Origin of the sequence: Actinoallomurus acaciae (assembly GCF_042429965.1) — a bacterium.
Lineage (GTDB): Bacteria > Actinomycetota > Actinomycetes > Streptosporangiales > Streptosporangiaceae > Actinoallomurus > Actinoallomurus acaciae.
This window is the reverse complement of sequence record NZ_JBHLZP010000121.1, coordinates 22653-27712: the sequence shown is the minus strand read 5'-3', so window position 1 is coordinate 27712 and position 5060 is coordinate 22653. Positions and strand designations below refer to the sequence as shown.

At 72.9% G+C, this 5060-nt stretch carries 1 protein-coding gene; it reads left to right on the top strand.

Going from position 1 to position 5060, the window contains the following annotated elements; genetic code table 11:
- Nucleotides 1-181: 181 nt before the first annotated feature.
- The coding region (locus tag ACFFNX_RS18105; protein ID WP_378203031.1) for an acyltransferase domain-containing protein at nucleotides 182-5060 on the top strand (4879 nt) is incomplete at its 3' end.

Below are 5060 nucleotides of genomic sequence, written 5' to 3'. Positions count from 1 at the left end.
CGCCGCCGCCGGAACAACCATCTTCCTCGAAACCGGACCCAGCGGCGGACTCGCCACCATGGGCCAAAACTGCCTCGCCCAGGAACACCAGTCCGTCTTCCTTCCCACGCTCAACACCCACCGCCCCGAACCCGAAACCGTCCTAGAAGCCGCCGGCCAAGCATGGGCGAACGGCGCCGAAATGGACTGGAGCAGATACTTCGACGGGAAGGACCGAGGAGCCGGAACCCAACTGCCGACCTACCCCTTCCAGCGACGCCGGTACTGGCTGGAACGACAGCCCGCCGACGTGTTCGGCGCCGGACTCGGCCAAGCCGACCACCCACTCCTCGGCGCGGTGGTGCGACTCGCCGAAGACGACGGCGCCGTACTGTCGGGACGGCTCGTCGTGTCCGCCGTGTCGTGGCTGGCCGACCACGTCGTCGACGGCACCGTCATCTTCCCCGGCAGCGGATTCGTCGAACTCGCCATCCGCGCCGGCGACGAGATGGGCTACGGACACCTTGAAGAACTCACCCTCGAAACACCACTGAGCATCCCCGCCGACGGCACGATCCTGCTCCAGGTCCGCATCGGCGGCGCCGACGAGACCAGGCGACGGCCGGTCGCGATCTACGCCGGGTCCGACGACCAGTGGACCCGGCACGCCACCGGGATCCTCACCGACGCCGACCCGTCCGCCCCCGACGCCGACGCGGCGGCATGGCCGCCGCCCGAGGCGGTCCCGCTCCCCGTCACCGACGCGTACGAATCGCTGGCCGAGCGCGGCCACCGGTACGGGCCCGCGTTCCAAGGACTGCGCGCCGCCTGGCGGCACGGCACCGCCATCCTCGCCGAGGTGGCGCTCCCCGCCACCGAGCACTCCGCCGCTGCCCGCTACGGCATCCACCCCGCCCTCCTCGACGCCTGCCTGCACGCCGCCGAAGCGACCGGCGAGGACCTCCTGCTTCCCTCCTCCTGGACCGGGGTTCGCCTGCACGCGACCGGCGCCACCGCCGTACGCGTGCGGATGGAGCCTTCAGGCCGCGACGCCCTGTCCGTGTCCATCAGCGATGACACGGGCGCGCCCCTCGCCGAGGTGCGGTCGATACGGCTGCGGCCCTACGACGCCGGCGTACGGCCGGCCGCGTCGCCGGGCGGTTCGGCGGGCCGGTTGTTCCGCGTGGTCTGGCTGCCGCTCGGCTCGGGGGATCTTCCCGGCGGTGATGGCGCGGGCGGCGTCGTCTCGGTCACCCGGTGCGCGGTCCTGGCCGCCCCCGGAGATCCGCTGCCGGACCCGGCGATGGCGTCGGCGTGGGATGAGCACCCCGAGGATCGCGTCTTGGTGGACATCGACGAGGACCCGGACTCGCTCCGGCTGGTGCCGGCCGTGGCCGCGTCGGGCGAGCCGCGCGTCGCCATCCGGGCCGGGCGGGCCTTCGTCCCGCGCATGCGCCGGGCGGAGACGAAAGACCCCGAGGTGCCCCTCGCCGGTACCGCGCTGGTCGTCGGCGGGGATGCCGAGCTGCCCGGACTCGACGTCGTGACGGCACGGACGGCCGACCGCGACCAGCTCGCACGTATGCTGGAGGATCACCGCCCATCGGTCGTCGTCGTACGCTATGACCCTCGGACGGCGCAGGACCTGCACGAGCTGACCGCGAACATGGACCTGAGCGCGTTCGTCATGGTCTCCTGCGGCGCCTTCGGCGACGCGCTCGCCCGGCATCGTCACGACCTGGGGGCGCCGGCCACCTCGCTGCCGGACAAGGCGCTGCCGTTGCTGGCCTCGGCCGTCGCCGCCGGCGATCCGGTCGTCGTGGCCGAGCGCATGGACCTCGCCGAACTCCGTGCGCTCGCCGCCTCCGGGACGCTCCCGGCCCGCTGGCGGTCGCTGGTGCGTGTGCCGGCCAGGCTCCGCGACACCGGTGAGTCCTCGCTGGCCCGCCGGCTGGCCGCCGCTTCGCGGTCCGAGCAGACCCGGCTCGTGCTCGCCCTGGTCCGTACGGAGGCCGCGGCCGTCCTGGGGCAGCCGTCTCCGGAGCTGATCGATATCGAGCGCGGCTTCCTGGAACAGGGCTTCGACTCTCTCACCGCGGTCGAACTGCGCAACCGCCTCACCGCCGCGACCGGCCTGCCGCTCCCGTCGACGATCATCTTCGATCACCCGTCGCCGGCCAAGCTCGCGAGCTGGGTGCGCGGCGAACTCATCGGCGGCCCCCGGCCGGCATCACCGCCCGGGACGCACACCGCTCCGGCCTCGGACGACCTGGTCGCCGTGGTGGGGATGGCGTGCCGGTTCCCCGGTGGGGCGGACTCGCCCGAGGGGCTGTGGCAGGTGGTGTCCGGAGGGGTGGACGCGGTGTCGGGCTTTCCGACCGACCGCGGATGGGACCTGCGAGGCCTCTACGACCCCGATCCGAACCACTCGGGAACCACCTACGTACGCGAAGGCGGGTTCGTCACCGGGGTCGCCGACTTCGACGCGGAGTTCTTCGGGATCAGCCCCCGTGAGGCGCTGGCGATGGACCCCCAGCAGCGGCTGCTGCTGGAGGTGTCCTGGGAGGCGCTGGAGCGGGCGAGCATCGATCCCTGGTCGTTGCGGGGCAGCCGGACCGGTGTGTACGTCGGTGCGCTCGGCTCCGACTACATCAACGAGGCGCAGCGCGTGCCGCCCCAGGCCGAGGGCCTGGCCATGACGGGCAACGCGTTCAGCGTGTTGTCCGGACGAGTGTCCTACCTGCTGGGCCTCGAAGGCCCGGCGGTCAGCGTGGACACGGCGTGCTCCTCCTCCCTCGTGGCCATGCACCTGGCCCGGCAGGGGCTCCTCCTCGGCGAATGCGACCTGGCACTGGCCGCCGGTGTCACGGTCTTCGCGAGCCCGTCCATCTTCGTGGAGTTCTCCCGCCAGCGTGCGATCGCTCCCGACGGCAGGTGTAAGGCGTTCTCGGCGAGCGCGGACGGGCTCAGCACCGCCGAGGGCGTGGGCGTCCTCGTGGTGGAGCGCCTGTCGGACGCCCGCCGCAACGGGCACCCGGTGCTGGCGGTGGTGCGGGGCAGCGCGGTCAACCAGGACGGGGCCAGCAGCGGACTCACCGCGCCGAGCGGCCCCTCGCAGGAGCGGGTGATCCGGGCCGCGCTGGCCAACGCGGGCCTGCGGCCCGAGGAGGTCGACGCCGTGGAGGCGCACGGCACCGGCACCGCGCTCGGCGACCCGATCGAGGCGCAGGCGCTGATCGCCACCTACGGGCAGGAGAGGGACACGCCGCTGTGGGTCGGGTCCGTCAAGTCGAACATCGGCCACGCCCAGGCCGCCGCCGGCGCGGCCGCCCTCATCAAGACGGTGCTCGCGTTCCGTCACGACCTGCTGCCCAGGACGCTGCACGTGGACGAGCTGTCCCCGCACGTCGACTGGTCGTCGGGAGCCGTCTCGGTGCTGACGGAGCCCCGGCCCTGGCCCGGCCAGGACGGCAGACCGCGCCGGGCCGGTGTCTCGTCGTTCGGCATCAGCGGTACCAACGCCCACATCATCCTCGAGGAGGCGGCGCCCTCTCCCGTCGACGTACGCGAGGACCGGCCCGCCGTCTTCGCGACCGGCTCGGCGATTCCCTGGGTGATCTCCGGGGCCGGGCCGGCGGCGCTGCGCGCACAGGCGGTCCGGTTGCGCGAGTTCGCCGCCGGGCATCCGAACCTGACGGCCCGGACGATCGCGAGCGCGCTCACCACCCGTACCGCCCTGTCGCATCGCGCGCTCGTCGTCGGAACCGACCGCGACGAGTTGCAGCGTGGGCTCGCGGAGCTCGCGGAGGAACAGCCCGCGACCGGCATCGGCACCGGCACGGGGGAGGTCGTCCTGGTCTTCCCCGGTCAGGGCTCGGAGTGGGCGGGGATGTGCACGGAGCTCCTGGTCTCCTCTCCCGTGTTCGACCGCCGGATGCGAGAGTGCGATGACGCCCTGCGTCCGTTCACCGGCTGGTCGCTGCTGGACATGGTGCGCGACGAGGCGACCGCCCTCGAACGCACGGACGTCGTTCAGCCGCTGCTGTTCGCGATGATGGTGTCCCTGGCCGAACTCTGGCGGCAGGCGGGCGTACGGGTCGCCGCGGTCGTCGGGCATTCCCAGGGTGAGATCGCGGCGGCGTACGTGGCCGGCGCCCTGTCGCTGGAGGACGCGGCCAGGATCGTCGCGCTTCGCAGTCAGGCCCTGGTGAAGATGACCGGCGGCGGGATGGCCGCGGTGGCGGCCGATCGCGAGGCCGTCGCCCCCCGGCTCAACGACCGGCTGTCCGTGGCCGCCGTGAACGGGCCGAACGCGGTGGTGGTCTCCGGCGAGACCGCGGCGATCGACGAGCTGGTCGAGGGCTGCACCGCCGACGGGCTGCGAGCGCGCCGCCTGTCCCCGCGCTACGCCTCCCACTCGTCCCAGGTGGAGTCCCTGCGCGATGAGATCCTCGACCTCTTGGCGCCGGTCACACCTCGCCCGTCCGACATCGCCTTCTGCTCCACCGTGACCGGCGCGCCGGTCGACACCTCCGTGCTCGACGCCGAGTACTGGTACCGCAACCTGCGCCGGCCGGTGGAGTTCGAGACGGCGGTACGCGCGCTGCTGGACGACGGCCATTCGATCTTCGTCGAGGTGAGCCCGCACCCGGTTCTGACGGCCGCGCTGACCGAGACGTTCGAGTCCGCGGGCAGCGATGCCCGGGCCGTGGGTACGCTGCTCCGCGGAGAAGGCGGCTCCGGTGACTTCCTGATGGCCGTCGGCCGGGCGTGGGCGGCGGGCGCCCGGGTGGAGTGGAGCAGGTTCTTCGGCGGTGACCGGGGGACGGAGGCGGAGTTGCCGACCTATCCGTTCCAGCGGCGTCGTTACCTGGAGCGACAGGCCGCCGACGTGTCCGGCGCCGGGCTCGACCAGGCCGACCACCCACTCCTCGGCGCGGTGGTGCATCTGGCCGAAGACGACGCGGCGGTGCTGTCGGGACGGATCATCGTCCCGGCGATTTCATGGCTGGCCGACCACGTCGTCGACGGCACCGTCATCTTCCCCGGCAGCGGATTCGTCGAACTCGCCATCCGCGCCG